Origin of the sequence: Micromonospora sp. WMMD712, assembly GCF_029581295.1 — a bacterium.
Classification (GTDB): Bacteria; Actinomycetota; Actinomycetes; order Mycobacteriales; family Micromonosporaceae; genus Micromonospora; species Micromonospora carbonacea.
This window is the reverse complement of the sequence record NZ_CP120743.1, coordinates 5,868,224-5,886,035: the sequence shown is the minus strand read 5'-3', so window position 1 is coordinate 5,886,035 and position 17,812 is coordinate 5,868,224. Positions and strand designations below refer to the sequence as shown.

Sequence of the window (17,812 nt, the reverse complement as noted above, 5' to 3'; positions counted from 1 at the left end):
TGGTCCTTACCTGTTTCCGAGGGGCGGTGCGAGACGGGCCGGCCGTCGCACCGCCGAGTGTCGGGAGTTCGCTGTCAGCGCTTCTTCTTGTTCCAGTTGTCCCAGCCCGGGCGGCTGTCGAATTTGCCACGGTTGTCCCAGGTGGGCCGGTTGTCGAACTTCGCGGCGTCGATCGACGCTACCGCCCGGGAGGTTGCGACACCGAGACGGTCGAGGTGGTGCGGCGGAGCGTTGACGAGGGCGGCGAGGGCGTCGGTCATGCTGGTCCTCCGGTCGGGGTGAGGTGGTCCGCGGTGGCGTGGACGAGGGCCTGTCGGGTGGTGCGGCAGAAGTTGGTCTCGCGGACGGTGAAGGTGCCGTGTTCGAAGTAGCGGTTGCCGGCCTGTCCGCCACGGCAGAAGTCGTAGAACCCGCACCGGTCGGCGCAGTCGTTGAGCGCGGTGACGAACTCGGTCACGTAACGCAGACCGCCGGCCCGGCCGATCATCGCGATAATCGGTTCCTCGACCACGTTGCCGGCAATGAAGTCCCCGTACTCGGAATCGGTGATGCCGAGCAGTTCCGGTGACAGGAGCACGACCTGGCCGTCCCAGGACACCGTGGGAATCGGTTCATGGGGTGTGTGGTCGACGTGTCCGGCGCGGGCAGCGGTGAGGTAATCGGCCAGCCGGTCCAGGTCACGGATACGCAGCCCGCTCCCGGCGGCTCGGCGTTGCACGAGCCGCCGCCAGAATCGGTACGCGCCCTCCTCCGTCACCGGTTGCCGGGCGGCACCCTCCTGCTCCTCGATGTTGAAGCCCACAGACTGGCACCCAGGCAGGTCGGTGAAGAAGTCAATGAGGTCGTCGGCGTGGTCGATGGTCTCCGGGGTGACGACACAGATCACCGAGTACTCCAGACCCGCGTCAGCGAGCATCTGAACGCCGCGCATCGTCCGATCGACCGTCGGCCTACCGGCGTAGTCGACCCGGTTGCGGTTCAGGGCGCCAGGGCCATCGACGCTGACACCGACCGCGAACCCGTAGGCGGCGAACAGGTCACACCACCTCTGGTTAATCAACGTGACATTGGTCTGGATCTCGTGACGCACCCGCCCCGTTCGCCGTAGCGGCTCGAAGGCGGTGAGCAGGTTCCGGAAGTGGCCGATCGGCGTGGCGGTGGGCTCGCCTCCGTGCCAGACGACGCTGACGGGATGCTCGCTGCCCTGCTGCTCGATCGAGGTGGCGCAGGCCCGCGCCACCTCGACGGTCATGAGGCGGCGGGACCGACGGTCAGGCAGGTAGCAGTAGGCGCAGTCGAGGTTGCAGAAGCTCGTCGGCTGCACCACCAGGGTGTGAAACACCTCCGCGATCGCCGGTCGCCCCACAGCGGTGATCACACCGATGCCGCTCACGATCACTCCTCCTTCGAAGACACTGGTGCGTCGGTCGTCGCCCCGGGAGAGCCGGCGCGTCGCCTGGCCCAGTCGACGAAGCGGTCGAACAGGTCCTCGCAGTTGCTCGTCCCGCTGGCGTCCGGCTGGCTCAGATCGTCGATGGCCTCGTGCAGACATCCGGCCAGATAGAGGAACAGGCCGATCCGGTTGCCCGCGTACTCCGTCAGGAGCGCGCTCCTGGCCCCGTCGCAGGGCCATGGATGGCCGCAGGCGCGGCAGCCCCAGTGCGGACGCGACGGCACATGCTCATAGCCCATCGGGCTGCGACAGCCCGCCGCAGTCGCCGGAGGGTTTCGGTCAACGCTCACCGGCGGATCTCCCCTCGGGTCCGCTGCGCGAAGAACCGACGCCACACATGGGTCAACAGCGGCGGGTCCGCGGTCCCCGCCGGCACGGGCTCTGTCGACGCCGGTGGGCCGGGCCGCTCCTGCTGGCCGTTCGCGTAGCGGGAGGCGTACAGGGTCATGCCCGCTCCCCCGTCACGACGCGTCCTTCGCAGTGGTGGGTCCACCGGACCCCGGTGGACCCACCACTGCCGGCCGGCGGATCGGCAGCGAGGTGACCGCCGCCCGCCCACGCAGCCCTTCTGGCGGTACGCGAACGAGGAGTCAACGGTGCTGCCGGCGGACTGGCCGGTGACGGCAGTTGCGGAGGCGTCGGGTCGCGTTCCGGCCTGTCACCGCTCGGCGCATCCATCCGAATCTCCCTGCTCTGAGACTGCCGCTGACCTACCGGCGCGCCCTGGGAAGGCGGCCCGGCACACCCACCCTCGCCCGGGGCAGGGCATGCACGGAATGTCCTGTCGGTGCACCGCCGGTGCACCTGCGGTAACCCCAGGTGCCGCTACGATCACCAGGCAGGAGACGGTCCGTCGGGAGGACGTGCGATGACTCCGATCACGACCTGGACCGGCCGGGATGCCACCGCCCTGCGCCAGGCGGCGCGGATGAGCGTCACCGCCTTCGCCGAGCACCTGGGCGCGGCCCGCCGGACGGTGGCCAAGTGGAGCAGCCAGGGCGACAACGTCATTCCCCGCGCCGATATGCAGGCCGCGCTGGACACCGTGCTGACCCGAGCCACACCCGACGTCCGCGAACGCTTCGCAGCCCTGCGGGCGACGGGCACCAACGGTGCAGCCGCGAGCACCACGCCACCGCACACCGGCCCGGATGCCGATACTGGTGAGGACAGCCACCACAGCCCGGACTCGGATGGTGACGTGCAACGGCGAGACTTCCTGCGCAGCGCTGCGGTCAGCGTCGCCGCTGCCCCCGGCGTCGCGCCGGTGCTCGACGCGCTCGTCTCGCCCCGGCAACAACCCGCCACGGTGTTGTCCGTGCAACAGTTCTCCGGCAAGGTGGCCGCCGTCAAACGCGACTACCAGGCCTGCCGATACGAACGGGTCCTCGACCAGCTCGGCACGCTGTTACCCGCTCTCGAACCCGCCAGGACGGACGCGGCGGGCACACAGCGAAGGCAGGTCGACGTCCTGGCCGCCGAGCTGTACCACGTCGTCGGTAGCGTCCTGCTCAAGCTGGGCGACCGTGGGATGGCCCTGGTCGCCGCAGAGCGGAGCACCCGAGCCGCCGCAACGAGCCAGGACCCGGTCGCCGTCGCCGCGAGCGCACGGATCATGACCCACGCCCTGATGAGCAACAACCACGACGAGCAAGCCGTGACCCTCGCCGCAGACGCCGCCGCCGCACTCGACCGGGACACCCGCCTCGCGTCGACCGACGCAGTCGCCGTGTACGGCGCCCTCGTCCTACGCGGCGCCGTCGCCGCAGCCCGCCGCGACGACCGGCACACCGCACACACCATGCTCGACGAGGCCACCCACGCCGCGACCCGACTCGGCTACGACGGCAACGACCGCTGGACAGGCTTCGGCGCCACCAACGTCCTGCTGCACCGGGTCAACATCGCCCTCACCCTCGGCGACGCCGGCACCGCCATCACCATCGCCCGCACCATCCCCCTCGGCAAGGTGACCCTCGCCGAACGCAAAGCCACCCTCTACGTCGACGTGGCCCGCGCCTACACCCAGTGGGGACGCCACGAACAGGGCCTCAACGCCCTCCGCACCGCATACGAGATCGCACCCGAAGAGATCCGCTGCCGCCCAGCGGTCCACCGCCTCACCAACGACCTCGCCCACCTCGCCACCGGCCCGGTACGCGCCGCAGTCGTCGACTTCACCCAGACCGCCGGGATCCCCCAGTGACCCCAGGGCACCTCCAGATCGTCGTCTGCGCCGCCGGTCCCGCCCCCGACGTCACCACCCTGATCAACACCGCACACCAACGGTCCTGGACCACGGCGGTCACCGCCACACCCCACGCGATGGACTTCATCGACATCCCAGCCATCGAAAAGTTGACCGGCACATCCGTGCGATCCGACTACCGGGCATCCCCAGGTACCCGCCGCTCGCAACCCGCCGCCGACGCACTGGTCATCGCACCCGCGACCTACAACTCGATCAACAAGATCGCCCTCGGCCTCGCCGACAACTACGCCATGACCACCATCGCCGAACTCATCGGACGACACATACCCACCGTCATCGTCCCCTTCGTCAACACCGCCCTCGCCACCCGGCACCCCTACCGCCACGCCGTGACCAGCCTCCGCGACGAAGGCGTACACATCCTCCTCGGACCCGACCACAACTGGGAACCACACCCACCCGGCACCGGCAACGACCGACGGCTCACCTTCCCCTGGACCACGGCATTCCACGCAGCCGCCGCACTCGCTAAGAAAGCGCAGCCGCAGACGTAACGGCCGCCGGCCGGATCAACCCGGTCACCTCCGTCGACCGACGGCCCGACGCCCACACCACCCGACCAAGCAGCAAGATCATCAAACAGCGGGCAGACGCACAGGCGATGCGGGGGTCCGGACGTCCGCCGACAAGCCGTTCGTCCACCGGAAGCCGGAACGGTCCAACGGCTCCCGAGCACCCACCGAGACACCGGACCACCAACAGAAACGCCAAAAGACTCCGACCCAGGGTGAAACCCCAGGTCAGAGCCCTTCTGGTGGTGCGCCGCCAGGGACTCGAACCCCGAACCCGCGGATTAAGAGTCCGCTGCTCTGCCAGTTGAGCTAGCGGCGCTCGTTGGCAACGGAGAGAACCCTAGCACGCCTCCTGAGCGGGGTTCCAATCCGATACCCGGCTCCACCCTTCGGACACGCTTAAGGGTCAAAAACCCCTAAATCCCTCACGATTGGCGGCGCGGGCGGTGGTAGCTGGCCGTCATGCGGCACGATGTCCGCCAGGTACGCGAGAACAGAGGTGGGAATGGGCATGTTCGCGCGGGCCGGGGCGACGGTAGGCGCCCTGAGCCTGATGGCGTCGCTGGCACTGACCGGGTGCGGTGACGACCAGAAGAAGGCGGAGTTCGTCGACGGTGCGCCCGCCGTCGGCAGCAGCGTCGCCGCCGAGACAGGAACGGCACCGGCCGATCCGGCCACGAGCGCCGACCCGACGCTCAAGGTCAGTCCGGCAGACGGGGCCAAGAGCAGGCCGGTCAGCACCGAGATCTCCGCGAAGCTCCCCGAGGGCGGCAAGGTGACCGACGTCACCCTCACCGCCGCGAACGGCGACAAGGTCGAGGGCCGCTTGCGCGCCGACGGCTCGTCCTGGGTGCCGAACAAGCCCTTGAAGTACGGCACCCGCTACACGGCCACCGTCAACGCCGCCGGCGCCGGCGGCGAGGCCAAGCAGGGCACCAGCACGTTCACGACGATGGCCAAGCCGAAGTCGATGATCGCCTCCGGGCTCTACCTGTTCAGCGACAAGACGTACGGCGTAGGCATGCCGGTCGTCACCGAGTTCCACCCCGGCATCCCGGAGAAGGACCGGGCGGCGGTGCAGAAGCGGATGTTCGTCCGCACCGACCCGCCACAGCCCGGCGCGTGGCACTGGGTCTCCAACGGCACCCAGGCCTACTACCGGGCGCCGGAGTACTGGAAGCCCGGGACCACGATCAGCGTGCGGATCGCGCTGGCCGGCATTCCGCTGAGCAACGGCAAGTACGGCAACGTCGACCGGAGCGCCACCGCCAAGATCGGTCGGGCGTTCGAGATGAAGGTCGACAACGCCACCAAGCAGATGAGCGTCTTCCAGGACGGCCAGCTGCTGCGGAAGATCCCGGTGAGCCTGGGCAAGAAGAGCACCCCCTCCTCCAGCGGCACGATGGTGGTGATGGAGAAGAAGGAGTCCACGGTCTTCGACACCCGCGACGACCCGGACCCGGCCAACCGGTACGTCACCGAGATCGATTTCGCCCAGCGGCTGACGTGGGGCGGCGAGTACATCCACGCCGCGCCCTGGTCCGAGCACGTCCAGGGGCGGCAGAACGTCTCGCACGGCTGCGTCAACGTCTCGATGGCGCAGGCGAAGTGGCTCTTCTCCCAGACCCGGGTCGGCGATCCGATCACTATCAAGGGGACCGAGCGCAAGCTCACTCAGGGCAACGGCTGGACGGCCTGGAGCCTGAGTTGGTCCGAGTTCGTCAAGGGCAGCGCCCTGCCGGTGCCGGAGGGCGGCGCCGGGCCGGCTCTGGCCTGACAGGACCGTCGACACGGGGCGGGCGCCGGATTCCGGCGCCCGCCCCGTCATATGTGAGCACGGTTCGCCAGATGCGCCTTTCGCCGGTTTCCGCCATCCTGGATCGAGTGTTTCTCTTCACCCCCGGCAACGGGTACCTGTTTCCGTGCGTCAGTGAGAGACGATGGGCAACCGGGGCACCACGACAGTGAGGGAATCATGCGCGCAACCCAGGACCAGCTGACCCGGCGCGGTGGTCGACGCCGCGTCTTCGCGGCGGGGCTGCTCGCCGCCGTGTTGGCGCTCACCAGCGCCTGCACCGACGGCGAGGGGGGCAAGCCGTCGTCCTGGCAGGGCGGCGGCGAGAGCGCGCCCAAGGCCGCGGCGACCATCACCGAGCCCGCGGCCGACGCGAAGGACGTGCCGGCGTCCACGGGCATCACCTTCACCACGAAGGAGGCCGAGGACACCGCGGTCGAGTTGAAGGACTCGGCCGGCGCGCCCGTCGCGGGCGCGCTCGCCGCCGACGGCAAGAGCTGGCTGCCCAAGGGCGCCCTGAAGTACGGCGAGACCTACACGGCCACCGTCACGGCGACCGGCGACGACGGCAAGCCGGCGCAGGCGACCAGCACCTTCACCACCATGGCCAAGCCCGGCAACCAGGTACGCGTCAGCAGCTTCCTCGGCGACGACCAGGTCGTCGGCGTCGGCATGCCGCTCATCGTGAAGTTCAGCCGGGCCATCCCCGAGGACTACCGCGACGACGTCCAGCGGCGGATGACGGTGACCTCCACGCCGGCCCAGGAGGGCATCTGGCACTGGGTCAGCCCCACCGAGATCCGGTACCGGCCGAAGGAGTTCTGGAAGGCCGGCAGCACCATCTCCTACCGGGTGCAGGCCGGCGGCCTCCCCCTCGGCGACGGCTGGTACGGCCGGGCGGACCTGACGGTCGACATCAAGACCGGCCCAGCGGTGATCATGACGGTCGACAACAAGACGAAGCGGATGACCGTCACCAAGGACGGCAAGGTGATCAAGACGATCCCCGTCAGCCTCGGTAAGAAGAGCACGCCGTCGTCCAGCGGCACGATGGTGGTCATCGAGAAGCTGCGCAAGACCGTCTTCGACACCTTCGAGGAGCTGGGTCCCGAGGACGGCTACCGCACGAAGATCGACTACGCGCAGCGTCTCACCTGGGGCGGCGAGTTCATCCACGCCGCACCCTGGTCCGAGGGGCAGCAGGGCAGCGTCAACGTCTCGCACGGCTGCGTCAACGTCTCGATGAAGAACGGCGCCTGGCTGTTCGACAACACCCGCGTCGGCGACCCGATCACCGTCAAGGGCACCGAACGCAAGCTCGCCAACGGCAACGGCTGGACCGACTGGAACATGAGCTGGGACGAGTACGTCAAGGGCAGCGCCCTCCCGTACGACCCGGACGCCGCCGCGCCGGACGCCGAGGAGGCCCCCGGCGACGCGACCGAGTCCCCCAGCGCCGAACCGACCGCCTGACCCACCCCGGGGCTCTCGCCCCAGGCGGGAACGACGAAGGCCCCCTCCGGTCGGAGGGGGCCTTCGTGCTGAGGGTGACTGATGGGAATTGAACCCACGACAACCGGGACCACAACCCGGTGCTCTGCCAACTGAGCTACAGCCACCATGCGCTCCGCTCCGGCAGGACCGGGCGGCGTGCGGGACTAATAATAGCCTCACCCCCGCCACCCACGTCCACCGGGTTCCCCGCCCCCGTCCCGGCCCCCAGCCGCGGCGACGGGGGATCTGGGTGCGAAGTGCCCCTGAAGGGGTCGTTTCGTGCCAAGATCCACGAGCATGTGCGCCTGCTGCTACGGGGCGGCGATGGTCGGGTCCGCGCCAGGATCGCCCTCCCGCTGCAACTGTTCCTCGAACATGACGAACGTCCGCCGCCTGATGCCCTGGACCAAGGCCCGCTCCTCCGCCGTCAGAGCACGCCGCTCAGCGGCAGCGACATCCTCGACGGCCCGCACGGTCTCGTACAACGCAAAGATCGGGCCATCGCCCCGCAGATAGTAACCGCGATACGCCTCCACCTCCTGAACGAAATCTTCCGGCGGCCGCGTGAAGATTTCACCGCCCACGGCAAAGACTATCTCCGCAAAGAGCTCATCTTCCCTGTTCCACCCGCCGTCATCTATGGAGACTCGCCACACGCACACTCCACCATCAGGCGACGATACGATCTTGACCGGCGATGCATAGTATCTGAAATACGAAGGAAGAACGAGGCCGGGGGTAGGATTCATGCACTTTCCTGTAGAGTGGAGGTTAATGCGTTCCAGAAGAGTCCCTGCTGACGCCTGATGATACCACCGACAATCGCCGACTCTCGCGCCGTCAACACCCGACCCTCCTCAAGCGCCAGAGCCTCGATGTCTCGCTTGACCTCAAAGAGTGAATGCTCCCAAACGGCCACCTCGTCCAACGCCGCCAGGTGCAGGCGAAACTCCGCCACATGACCATTGGACAACCTGAGCAGTAGTTGAATGTCGCGGTAGCCGCTCCCCTGCGGATTTCGGAAGCGGTCGTTGAACTCCACGATCCGCACCGCAGGATGCCCTCGCAGCCGGTCGAGGGCTCGATACAGGTCGCCAAGCGAGTCGAACTCAACCTTTGCGGCGGCAAGATCGGTCAACCGCGAGGCCTCCCCGTTGTACTTCTTGATCTTGTCTTCAGCGCGCTGCCTAGCCTTGGGCTCGGTCCGCCAGCCTGCCACGCCAACCACGCGATCGCCCTCGTGCGCAAGTTGCTGCGCGAGTACGGTCAACTCCTGCTGCGCGACCGCTGCCTCGCGATAGAGGGTGTCCAGGTATTCAGACCGATATCTGGCATCCGTTCGACGGACATGGTCGAATCCTGGCTGGACCGCGCCACCCGCCTCTGGCGCGACGCTCTCACTGACCCTGCGGTGCTCTTCGGTAAGAGGCGTCGACTCCGGTCTCGATGCGCCCGGATCCTGGGGAGGTGCGCCCATTTCTTCAACCTCATGCACCACAGACTGGAGCACTTCGAGGGCCTGCGGGTGACTTGCCAGGTGATGCAGCGTAACCGGGCGCGCAATCAATGATCTGGCCAACTCCGGCGTCGCCAGTATCAGCCTCACCAACTTTGGTTCCGTCACCAACTGATTCACCAGCGTCTCGGCCAGACATGGTTCACCGGCCGGTGGAGACCGCCAGGTCTGGTCCAGCATGCGTCGGACGCGGCGGTCTTCAAAGAGCGCGGACAGATCCTGCACTGCCGCCTCGGTCAACTGCGGTGCAAGGCGCCGCAGCGTCGGCCCGTCCATTTCTGTCGCCAGCTCGACCGGCGTAACACCCGCACTGAAGATCTGGTCAAGGTCAGAGTTGGCCGTCACGACCCTTCGCGGAGAGATCCCACGCGACGTCAAGACCGTTCGAGCCTCCTCGCGGGCGCTACGGACCTGGTCGCCCGCGAGGTTCGATTGAATCGAACCTCGCGGGGGATCATCGTCGGGGCTACCGGTGCCATCCTCCTGCGCCAGCACTGGATCGGCCGAGCCGGGGCCTTCCAGCAGGTGCATCCGGTTGACGTACAGCTCGTCGTCCGTGGGGTCGTCGGGGCCGGGCCGCCACTCCCGCGACCGGTCCTCCGGCTGCGGCCGTTGCCACTGCTCCGTCACCTCGGCCCGCTGGCTGAACTGCCCCGGCCCGGCCCCGGCGAACGGCATCGGTCGCCCGTCCGCCCCGAGGACCAGAGCGTCGATGCCGGTCACGTTGTGCGGGGCCGGCAGCCCGCTGTGCAGGTAGATCGGCATGTCGGACACGATTCCGCTCTGCGGATCCAGGTAGAGCACGCCGCCGTCCTGGTTCAGCGCCACCCAGGCGTGCGACCCGCCACCCTCGTAGGTGGTGATCAGGAACGCGTAGCTGCCGTGCCCTCCGGCGCGTAGCTGCCTCTCGATGCTGCCGAACCCCCGGTTGACCACACTCCACCTGTCGTCGGCGGGGGTGCCGTCGTCGGGGTCGACGAGCTGCTGGAAGCGCCCGCCGGTGGCGTCCTCGACCCGCCCCGGGCCGCCGAGCTCGCCGCCGAGCGGCCGGCTGATGTCTCCGGCGGCGTACGCGTCGAAGGTGCGGGGCGCGGAGACCCGGGGGCGGCCGTGCATCCACGTCTCGTAGAGGGACAGGGTGCAGTCCAGGCAGTTGATGCCCCGGGTCGGATCGGCGGCGGGCCCGCCGTCGTTGGCGAGCCGGAACCAGCCGCCCCGGCGGGGATCGGCGGTGCGCAGGACCTGCCCGCCGGCGTCGCGGGGCATCGCGCGTTCGAGGTCCGACTGGTGCAGGGCCAACGGGGGCCGGAGCCCGCCCCACTGCCCGTACCGGCGGGACCGGTCGATCGGCGGCGGATGGTCGTCTCCGGTGAGCGCCGAGGGGCCGCCGGTGTCCACCTCGCCGACGACGAGCGACGGATCGTCCGTGTTGATCGAGTAGAAGTCGAGGGGGTCGCTGATCTCGACGAACTGCGGCGTGACCGTGCCGGCTAGCACCGCGTCGGCCAGTTCCCGCGACTCGTGGGCGGCCCGCTCGTCCGCCACCGCCATCCGGTGCCACGACGTCGCGAGGTAGTCCTGCCCGCGGTGCTTCAGGCTGAGCGCGTAGGCGGCGTACTCGCTGGCGCGCCGCTGGAAGAACTCGAACCGGGAACGTAGCTCCTGAGAGTCGTCGTATCGCCGGTTGTCCTCGTGCAGGGCGCGCTGCTGGTGGAAGCGGGCCTGGTAGCGACGCCGGTCGTACGCCTCGCGTTCGGCCCGCCGCCTGGCCTGCCACTCGGGCGACCTGCGCGGCGGCGGAACGGGATGGTCCGCGGACGGCGACCGCGGATCCAACGAGTGCAGCAGCGGAAAGCGGGGTGGTGGGGGCGGGAACGGGCCGTCGTGGCCGGGGGCGGGCGGCCCGGCCACGCCCACCGCGCCCGCGCCGGCCGCCGGCGGGGCCGCCGAGGCCACCGGGGGCGGCGCGACGGTGCCGCTCGCCGGGGCCGGCAGGTGGGGCTTCGCCGGCCCCCCGGGCGCGCCGCCGTCGGTGACGGAAGCGGCGACGGAAGCGACGGGGGCGGTGGCGACGCCCGGGGCGGTGGCGACGGACGAGGGCGGCGGCCCGGCTCCCCGCGTGTCGAGCTGCCCGGGCTCGACCAGGGCGACGGAGGACAGCGTCGGGGCGGCCGTCGCGCGGGGGGCCACCGGCCCGTCGGACGCGCCGGGGGTGCCCGGGGACTGCGCCGCCGGCTCCGTCGGCGCCCCCGCCAACGCGGTCGACCCGTGGCCGGGATGGGCGCCGCCGGCCGGGCCGGCGGAGTGGACGTCGCCGGGCGGTGAGTCGGGTGTCGCGGGCGGGGACGCCGGCTGGTGCGTCCGCAGCGCGTCGCCGGCCGCCTCGGCCGGGGCGGGCTCCGGCCCGGCCACCCCGAGCGTCGGGGCGACGGGGCCGGTGCCCGCCCCGTCGCGCGGCAGCGGGACGGTGGGACGTTCCGGGCCTGTGCCGGGGGTGCCGTCGGTCGGGGTCGGGACGGGCGTCGCATCGGTCGGGGCCGGTGCGGGTCCGCCGAGGTCGGTCGGGGCGAAGGACGCCCCCGCGAGAGCGGCCATCCGGCCGTCGAGGCGGTGGTGCAGCGCCGTGTCGGTCTGGGCGGTGGTCGACCCGGTGGCGCCGGACGCGGCGGCCCGGGCCGCGTCCTCCAGCGACACCAGGCCCTGCCCGGTGGCGACGTTGGCCGCCTGATCGGCGATCACCTCGCCGGTCATCTCCCGGCCGAAGTGCTCGCCGACCCGGGCCGCCCGCCCGGTCGCGTGGCGGCCGAGGCCGGCCAGCGGTGCGGCCGCCCCGCCCGCCAGGCCGCCGAGCGCGGACATCCCCGCGTCGGTCACGTCCAGGCCGTGCCGGCGGCCGGTCGAATTCTGGTACGCCTGCGTGGCGAGCGTGATCCCCGACTCCTCGGCCGCCTCCTCCAGGCCGCCGCGCGCCGCCTTCCGGGCGAGGCCGCGCATGCCGCCCTCGGCCACCCGCTTGGCGGCGCGCTCGCCGGCCTCCTTCAGGCCCTGCTTGAGGGTCTTGCGGGCGAGCTGGGCCAGCAGCTTCTTGAAGATCTGCTGCACGACGAAGCGGCTGGCGGCGATCGCGGCACCGGCGGCGGGCGAGGCGGCACCGGCGGTGAGCACCGCCGCCACCGCGAGGGAGAGCAGCTCGACGACGAGGATGCCCAGCTCGATCCAGACTTCGAGCTTGGCGCCCTCGATGTCGCAGCCGCACCCCTCGACCAGCCGGCCGAGGTCACCGCTCACCGCCAGGAGCACCGGCAGCGGCGCCTCGTCGCCCTCGGCCACCCGCTTCCAGGCCGCGTCGAACGCCTCCGCGACCGCACCGACCCCGCCGTATCCGCTGCGGACCTCGCCGGCGGCGGCGACCGCGTCGGCGCGCGGGCCGGCCAGGGCGTCGGCCACGGCGTACCACTGGTCGGCGAGGTCCCAGACCGCCTTCTCGTCGCCCTCCGGCCACTCCACCCCGATCACCCAGTCGAGCGCCTCGTAGACCCAGCCGGGCAGCTCCCAGGGCGAGTAGTCCAGCGGGTGCGGGATCGGGCTCGGCAGCAGGGTCACGGGGGCCTCGGGTCGTCAGCGCCCGGCGGGCCGCTGGTCGGAGATCCGGTCGAGCCGGCCGGCGTTGTGCGCGTCCGTGCGCACGGAGTTGTCCACCGACCGCACGACGTCCTCACCGAGGTGTTCCAGCGCCCGCCCGAGGCCCGTCCAGGCCCGCAGCAGCGTCTCCTCGAACCCCCGGTACTGCTTCTCGAACGCCGCGCCGATGTCGTCCCGCCCCCAGGGGCGGGCGGCGCTGGCGGCCGCGAGCTGGCCCCCCACCCGGGCCCGCCGGTCGGTGACGGCCTCGCCGGCCGAGGCCAGGTCGGCCCCGCCGCGCCGCGCGCGGCCCGGATCCAACCAGAGCTGTCCGTCGGTCACGTCGCCCGCTCCCCGCCCCGCATGACGGCGTCGGCCCGGCCCAGCAGGGTGTCGAAGTCACCGGTGCGGAGGAACTCCATGGCCCCCGACCCGGCCGGCAGGTAGCCCGCCACGAGTTCCTGGGTGGCGGCGGCCGCGGCGGCGGTGGCGCGGTGGACCGTCGAGGTGATCTTGCGGCTCAGGGCCCCGGCGTCGCGGGCCTGGAGGGCGGCGGGGGTGAGCTCCACCGAGACGACGTCGCCCCGGGCGCCGGCCACCACCGTCACCTGGCCGTCGTCGGAGCGCGCGGTGACCCGCAGCTCCGCGAGCCGGGACCGCAGCTCGTCCAGACCGGACCGGAGCTGGCGGTATTGCCCGTGCACCTCGTCGAACCGGGCTCGCAGCGCCCGGTTGGCCTCCCGGTCCACGCTCTCGGCCAACGTCGACCTCCCCGTCACCCTCGGTACGGCAGACCATACCGGGCGCCACGGATTCCGTGGGGTCCGGTAACTTCGGGTGGGTGATCGACCGTCAGCAGGCCGAACAGCTCGCCACCGTCTGGGCCCACCGGGACTCCCAGCGACTCGGGCACGAGTGCGCCCCGCTGGTCGAGGAGTTCGACCTCGGCTACCTGATCACGTCGACGGTGACCCCGTCCGCCGCGGTTCTCCCGGGCGACCTGCCGACCACCGTGGTGGACAAGGAGACCGGCGAGGTCTCGACGTGGCCGCGCCTGCCGTTCCCCGCCGTGCGGGAGATGTACCGACGCAGCCGGCCCGCGCAGCCCGCGCCGCGCACCGTCGACCCGGCGAGCCAGTTGCTCCGTGAGATCCGCCGCCTGCCGACCCCCGGCACGGCCGCGCACCTGACCGTGGGCGGCCGACTGCACCGCGCGGGGGGAGCCAAGGGCGAGGCGGTGCTGCGGCACCACCGGCTCGTCCGGGACTATCTCGACGCGCAGCCGCCCGGCCACCTGGTCCGGGGGGTGGACCGGCACGCCGAGCTGATCGTCGTGTCGGACGCCCTGCACGAGCACGACCACGAGCGCGCCGCCGCGAGGCAGGCCCCGGCGACCCTCGACGAGGCGCGGGTCCTCTTCGCGGGCAGCCTCTTCGAGCTGTACTGGGTGCGCGAGCCGGGCGACCCGGCGGGCGGGCCGGGCGACCGCCCCTGCGACTCGTGCCTCCGCTTCCTGGTGCACATGAACGTGCTCCCCTGGTCCGACCTGGGGTTCCGGCAGCCCCGGGTGCCGGAACCGGCCCCGGCGCCCGAGCCGGGCCGCTTCCCCGACGAGGTGGCCCACGCCCTCGTCGCCGCCGGCTGGGCCCCGCACGTCGGGGACGAGATCATGGCCGCCGCCGCCGTGCGGGACGTCACGGCCGTCGCCGGAGCCAACCACACCCACGTCGCGTTCCCCGCGGCGGTGGAGGCCATCACCCGGTTCCCCGGCCTGATCGGGTCCCGCCGCGGCCCCGGCCAGCAGGTGTGGATCTCGCGGTTCGACGTCATGCCGCACCTGGTCGCCCACAACGCCGACACGCTCGCGGACTTCGCCGCCGTGCTCGGCGCCCGGCTGTTCCCCCTCGGCACGGAGAACCAGGAGAGCATCATCGCCGTCGACGAGCGGGGCCGGGTCTTCGCGCTGGACCAGGCCGGCGAGTGGTTCCTCGGCGACGACGTCGACGCCGCCCTGACCACCCTGCTGCTCGGCCGGGCCCCCGCCCGCGTCCGCGACGACGGCACCTGGTGACACCAGCCGACGAACGCGACGCCGCCGGCCGGAGGCGCTACAACTGCACCCCGGTGAGGACCAGCACCCGCGCCTCGGTGTAGTCGTCCATGGCGCTGCGCAGGCCCTCCCGCCCGACGCCGCTGCCCTTCACGCCCCCGTACGGCATCTGGTCGGCCCGGTACGACGGCACGTCCCCGACGATCACCCCGCCGACGTCGAGAACCCGGTGAGCGGCGAAGGCGACGTCGAGCCGGTGGGTGAACACGCCGGCCTGCAACCCGTACGCGGAGTCGTTGACGGCGGCGAACGCGGCCGCGTCGTTCTCGACCCGGGCGACCACGAGCACCGGCCCGAAGACCTCCTCGGCGCACACCTTCGCGTCGGCCGGCACGCCGGACAGCACGGTCGGCGGGTAGGTGGCCCCCTCGCGTCGCCCGCCCACCTCGATGGTCGCCCCGGCCACCACGGCCTCGTCGACCCACGCCTCGACCCGCTGCGCGGCCTCGACCGACACCAGGGGGCCGACGTCGGTCAGCGGGTCGGCCGGGTCGCCGGTGCGCAGCGCCTCCACGGCGGCGACCAGCCTCGGCAGGAAGGCGTCGTAGAGCCACTCGTGCACGTACACCCGCTGCACGGCGATGCACGACTGCCCGGCCTGGTAGTTGGAGAAGGTGGCGATCCGCTGCGCGGCGAAGGTGAGGTCCTCGTCGGTGTTCCAGTCCTCGCAGATCACCGCCGCCGCGTTGCCGCCCAGCTCCAGGGTGACGTGCTTGTCGGGCACGGCCCGGCGGATGGCCGCGCCGACCGGCCCGGAGCCGGTGAACGACACCACCGGCAGCCGGGGGTCGGCGACCAGCTCGGCGGCCCGCTCGTTGGGCAGCGGCAGCACCGAGAACATGCCTGCGGGCAGCTCGGTCTCGGCGAGGAGCTCGCCGAGCAGCAGCGCCGACAGCGGGGTGGCGGGGGCCGGCTTCACGACGATCGGCGCGCCGACGGCGATGGCCGGGGCGACCTTGTGCGCGACCAGGTTGAGCGGGAAGTTGAACGGCGCGATCCCCAGCACGGGCCCCTTCGGCGCCCGCCGGACCAGCGCGATCCGCCCGGTGGCGGCCGGGTCGGTGTCGAGGCGTTGCAGCTCGCCGGAGCAGCGGCGGGCCTCCTCGGCCGCCCAGCGGAACGTCGACACCGCCCGCCCCACCTCGGCCCTCGCCCACTTGACCGGCTTGCCGTTCTCGGCGGTGATCAGGTCGGCGACCTCGTCGGTCCGTTCGGCGAGCCGCCGCGAGACGTGGTCCAGGGCCGCCGCGCGGGCGTGCGCGGGCAGGGCCGCGGCCTGCGCCGCCACTGCGGCCGCCGCGGCGACGGCGGCCTCGACCTGGTCGGGCGTGGCGAGCGTGGTACGCCCCACCGGGCGACCGTCGTACGGGTGGGTGACGGTCAGCTCGCCCTCGCCGTGTGCGGGGCGGCCGGCGACGAAGAAGGCTCTCGGCTCCACACCTCGGCAGCGTAGCCGAGCCGCCGCCGCACGGTAACCAGCAACTCCCGCACGGAAACAGTCGCTCATGCCCTTGTCTGCCGCGAATTCAGTAGCGAAGATGGCAGTCAGATTCCGATAACCTCCGCTGTCCGCATCCCCGGCATCCCTCGGAGACACCTGATGAGCGACCAGCAGCAGCTGCGCAACTTCGTCAACGGCGAGTACGTCGATCCTTCCGACGGCGGGTACGCCGACCTGGTCGACCCGTGCACCGGCGAGGTCTTCGCCCAGGCGCCGGTCTCCGGCGCGGCGGACGTGGACGCGGCGATGCGGGCGGCCTCCGTCGCGTTCGAGACGTGGCGGGACGCCACCCCCGGCGAGCGGCAGAAGGCGCTGCTGAAGCTCGCCGACGCCGTGGAGGCGCGGGCGGCCGACCTGGTCGACGCCGAGGTGCGCAACACGGGCAAGCCCCGCCAGCTCACCGCCGAGGAGGAGCTGCCGCCGGCCGTGGACCAGTTCCGGTTCTTCGCCGGGGCGGCCCGGCTGCTGGAGGGCCGCTCCGCCGGGGAGTACATGGCGGGCCACACCTCGTACGTGCGGCGGGAGCCGATCGGCGTCTGCGCGCAGGTCACCCCGTGGAACTACCCGCTGATGATGGCGGTGTGGAAGATCGCCCCGGCCCTCGCCGCCGGCAACACGGTGGTGCTGAAGCCGTCGGACACCACGCCGGTGTCGACGCTGCTGCTGGCCGAGATCGCCGCCGAGTTCCTCCCGCCGGGCGTGTTCAACGTGGTCTGCGGCGACCGGGACACCGGTCGTACCCTCGTGTCGCACCCGACCCCGCAGCTGGTGTCGATCACGGGCTCGACCCGGGCGGGCATGGAGGTCGCCTCCGCCGCCGCGCCGGACCTGAAGCGGACCCACCTGGAGCTGGGCGGCAAGGCCCCGGTGGTGATCTTCGACGACGCGGACGTGGCGGCGGCGGCCGAGGCGATCGCCGTGGGCGGCTACTTCAACGCGGGCCAGGACTGCACGGCGGCGACGCGGGTGCTGGCCGGTCCGGGCATCCACGACGACTTCGTGGCGGCGCTCGCCGAGCAGGCCCGCAACACGCGCACCGGCGCGCCGGACGACGCCGACGTCCTCTACGGCCCGCTGAACAACGCCAACCAGCTCGCCCGGGTCAGCGGCTTCGTCGACCGGCTGCCCGACCACGCGAACGTGCAGACCGGCGGTTCGCGGGTCGGCGAGCGCGGCTTCTTCTACTCCCCCACCGTCGTCTCCGGGGTCCGGCAGGCCGACGAGATCATCCAGCAGGAGGTGTTCGGGCCGGTCATCACCGTGCAGCGCTTCTCCGACGAGGACGAGGCGGTGCGCTGGGCCAACGGCGTCGACTACGGCCTGTCGGCGTCGGTGTGGACGCGCGACCACGGCCGGGCGATGCGGATGACCCGCCGGCTCGACTTCGGCTGCGTCTGGGTCAACACCCACATCCCGTTCGTCTCCGAGATGCCGCACGGCGGGTTCAAGCACTCCGGGCACGGCAAGGACCTGTCGGTCTACAGCCTGGAGGACTACACCCGGATCAAGCACGTCATGCACAACATCGAGGGCTGACC

15 protein-coding genes and 2 tRNA genes are annotated in these 17,812 nt (G+C 71.5%); 6 read left to right on the top strand and 11 right to left on the bottom strand.

Annotation, left to right across the window (positions count from 1 at the left end):
* Positions 1-74: 74 nt before the first annotated feature.
* The 4 genes from amcA (O7633_RS25760) to amcA (O7633_RS25745) are packed head-to-tail and all read right to left on the bottom strand — an operon-like array spanning position 75 to position 1,901.
* On the bottom strand, positions 75-260 hold the full coding sequence (gene amcA, locus O7633_RS25760) for a multiple cyclophane-containing RiPP AmcA (RefSeq protein WP_043962014.1): 186 nt from the start codon (positions 258-260) through the stop codon (positions 75-77).
* Positions 257-1,393, bottom strand: coding sequence for a cyclophane-forming radical SAM peptide maturase AmcB (gene amcB, locus O7633_RS25755; RefSeq protein ID WP_282324220.1), 1,137 nt, complete (start codon positions 1,391-1,393; stop codon positions 257-259). The genes amcA (O7633_RS25760) and amcB overlap by 4 nt, the downstream gene beginning before the upstream one ends.
* A 2-nt stretch (positions 1,394-1,395) precedes the next feature.
* Positions 1,396-1,692, bottom strand: coding sequence for a hypothetical protein (locus O7633_RS25750; protein ID WP_282328648.1), 297 nt, complete (start codon positions 1,690-1,692; stop codon positions 1,396-1,398).
* 47 nt (positions 1,693-1,739) lie between these two features.
* Positions 1,740-1,901, bottom strand: coding sequence for a multiple cyclophane-containing RiPP AmcA (gene amcA, locus O7633_RS25745; RefSeq protein WP_282324219.1), 162 nt, complete (start codon positions 1,899-1,901; stop codon positions 1,740-1,742).
* A 420-nt stretch (positions 1,902-2,321) separates the two neighbouring features.
* Here amcA (O7633_RS25745) and O7633_RS25740 point away from each other — a divergent pair, with 420 nt between their 5' ends.
* The gene (locus O7633_RS25740; protein ID WP_282324218.1) at positions 2,322-3,659 is read left to right on the top strand and encodes a hypothetical protein; all 1,338 of its coding nucleotides are present in this window, start codon (positions 2,322-2,324) and stop codon (positions 3,657-3,659) included.
* Positions 3,656-4,219: a flavoprotein gene (locus tag O7633_RS25735; protein WP_282324217.1), complete on the top strand. Its 564-nt coding sequence runs from the start codon at positions 3,656-3,658 to the stop codon at positions 4,217-4,219. The genes O7633_RS25740 and O7633_RS25735 overlap by 4 nt, the downstream gene beginning before the upstream one ends.
* 261 nt (positions 4,220-4,480) lie before the next feature.
* On the opposite strand, the gene O7633_RS25730 is transcribed toward O7633_RS25735, so the two are convergent.
* Positions 4,481-4,556, bottom strand: a tRNA-Lys gene (locus O7633_RS25730).
* A 186-nt stretch (positions 4,557-4,742) separates the two neighbouring features.
* Here O7633_RS25730 and O7633_RS25725 point away from each other — a divergent pair.
* Positions 4,743-6,014 (top strand): Ig-like domain-containing protein, encoded by a 1,272-nt coding sequence (locus O7633_RS25725; RefSeq protein ID WP_278132241.1) that lies wholly within the window; start codon positions 4,743-4,745, stop codon positions 6,012-6,014.
* A gap of 198 nt (positions 6,015-6,212) precedes the next feature.
* Positions 6,213-7,505: an Ig-like domain-containing protein gene (locus O7633_RS25720; protein WP_282324216.1), complete on the top strand. Its 1,293-nt coding sequence runs from the start codon at positions 6,213-6,215 to the stop codon at positions 7,503-7,505.
* Positions 7,506-7,578: 73 nt separating this feature from the next.
* Here O7633_RS25720 and O7633_RS25715 read toward each other — a convergent pair.
* From O7633_RS25715 to O7633_RS25695, 5 genes are all read right to left on the bottom strand, one after another.
* A tRNA-His gene (locus O7633_RS25715) sits at positions 7,579-7,651 on the bottom strand.
* A gap of 186 nt (positions 7,652-7,837) precedes the next feature.
* Positions 7,838-8,275, bottom strand: a complete 438-nt coding sequence (locus O7633_RS25710) for a hypothetical protein (protein WP_282324215.1) — start codon at positions 8,273-8,275, stop codon at positions 7,838-7,840.
* Positions 8,272-12,645: a toxin glutamine deamidase domain-containing protein gene (locus O7633_RS25705; protein ID WP_282324214.1), complete on the bottom strand. Its 4,374-nt coding sequence runs from the start codon at positions 12,643-12,645 to the stop codon at positions 8,272-8,274. Before O7633_RS25705 ends, O7633_RS25710 begins: the two co-directional genes overlap by 4 nt.
* Positions 12,646-12,660: 15 nt before the next feature.
* Entirely contained in the window at positions 12,661-13,005 is a 345-nt protein-coding gene (locus tag O7633_RS25700; protein WP_278132233.1) for a hypothetical protein, read from the bottom strand.
* On the bottom strand, positions 13,002-13,424 hold the full coding sequence (locus O7633_RS25695) for a YbaB/EbfC family nucleoid-associated protein (protein WP_282324213.1): 423 nt from the start codon (positions 13,422-13,424) through the stop codon (positions 13,002-13,004). Before O7633_RS25695 ends, O7633_RS25700 begins: the two co-directional genes overlap by 4 nt.
* 80 nt (positions 13,425-13,504) lie before the next feature.
* Between O7633_RS25695 and O7633_RS25690 the strand changes: the two genes are divergently transcribed.
* Positions 13,505-14,734, top strand: a complete 1,230-nt coding sequence (locus tag O7633_RS25690) for an SUKH-3 domain-containing protein (RefSeq protein WP_282324212.1) — start codon at positions 13,505-13,507, stop codon at positions 14,732-14,734.
* Between the two features lie 37 nt (positions 14,735-14,771).
* On the opposite strand, the gene O7633_RS25685 is transcribed toward O7633_RS25690, so the two are convergent.
* Positions 14,772-16,211 (bottom strand): aldehyde dehydrogenase family protein, encoded by a 1,440-nt coding sequence (locus O7633_RS25685; protein WP_282324211.1) that lies wholly within the window; start codon positions 16,209-16,211, stop codon positions 14,772-14,774.
* 162 nt (positions 16,212-16,373) lie between these two features.
* Here O7633_RS25685 and O7633_RS25680 point away from each other — a divergent pair, with 162 nt between their 5' ends.
* Entirely contained in the window at positions 16,374-17,810 is a 1,437-nt protein-coding gene (locus O7633_RS25680) for a gamma-aminobutyraldehyde dehydrogenase (RefSeq protein WP_282324210.1), read from the top strand.
* Positions 17,811-17,812 lie beyond the last annotated feature (2 nt).